At 73.8% G+C, this 1,181-nt stretch carries 1 protein-coding gene; it reads right to left on the reverse strand.

Going from position 1 to position 1,181, the window contains the following annotated elements; translation table 11 throughout:
* Positions 1-48 precede the first annotated feature (48 nt).
* The coding region (locus ACSNOG_RS32740) for an ABC transporter ATP-binding protein (RefSeq protein WP_436756333.1) at positions 49-1,181 on the reverse strand (1,133 nt) is incomplete at its 5' end.

Below are 1,181 nucleotides of genomic sequence, written 5' to 3' on the forward strand. Positions count from 1 at the left end.
GTTACGCGGGGGGTGTGGGGGAAGGGGGGCGCGTTGCCTATAAACCCTCTACAGAGGGACGAATGTGATCTCTGTGGCCTTGACGCTCACCCACACCGGCGTGCCTTCCGCGAGGCCCAGCTCGGCCGCGGCCGCCGGGGTGATCTCCGCGACGACGTCCGGCTCGCCCGCGACCAGGACGCGCAGGCGGCCGCCGTGGGCGGTGATTTCGCGGATCGTGCCCTGCCAGGTGTTGCGGGGGCTGCCGGGGGTCGGGCGGGTCGTGTGGAGGGAGACTGCCTCCGGGGGTGCTACGGCCAGGCCTGTGGTCGGTTCGGCCAGGCCCGTGGTCGGTCCGGGCAGGCCTGCGGTCGGCTCGGCCCGGGCGCCCGTGGGTGGTTCGGGACTGACGCCCGTGGGTGGTTCGGGCCTGTCGGCCGTGGTGAGGCTGGCGCCGTCGTCCAGGACGACGGTTCCCTCCGCCGTCGCCTTGCCCGGCCACGCGTTGCGGCCCAGCATGCGGGCCACCCAGGGCGATCGGGGGTGGCGGGTCAGCTCCGTGGGCGTCGCGTACTGGACCGTCGCGCCGTCCTCCAGGACCAGGACATGATCGGCCAGGGACACCGCTTCCACCGGGTCGTGGGTGACGATGAGGCAGACGCCGGGGAAGTCCGCGAGGTGGGTGCGGAGGGTGTGGCGGACGGCGGAGCGGGCCGACTGGTCCAGGGCGGCGAGGGGCTCGTCCAGGAGGAGCAGGCGGGGGCGGGCGGCCAAGGCCCTGGCCAGCGCCACGCGCTGGGCCTGGCCGCCGCTGAGGCTCGCCGGCCTGCGGTGGGCGAGGGTGCCCACGTCCAGGCGGTTCAGCCAGTGCCGGGCCTGGCGGTACGCCTCGGCCTTGGGGACGCCCTGGGCTCGGAGGCCGTAGGCGGTGTTGGCGAGGGCCGTCAGGTGGGGGAAGAGGGAGATCTCCTGGGGGACCCAGGAGATGTTCCGCTTGTGCGGGGGCTCTGCCGATGCGTCCTTGTCGCCCAGGTGGAGGGGGGTGGCGTTCGCGCGGTCTGTCAGGCCCAGGAGGGCTCTGAGGAGCGTTGTCTTGCCTGCGCCGTTCGGGCCCACTACGGCGATTGTTGTGCCCGGGGGTGCGGTGAGGGTTGCTGTTGTCGCGCCGGTGACCGTGGTGCGCAGGGGGTACGCGGTGGGGG

This window comes from Streptomyces sp. URMC 124 (assembly GCF_051386455.1).
Lineage (GTDB): Bacteria > Actinomycetota > Actinomycetes > Streptomycetales > Streptomycetaceae > Streptomyces.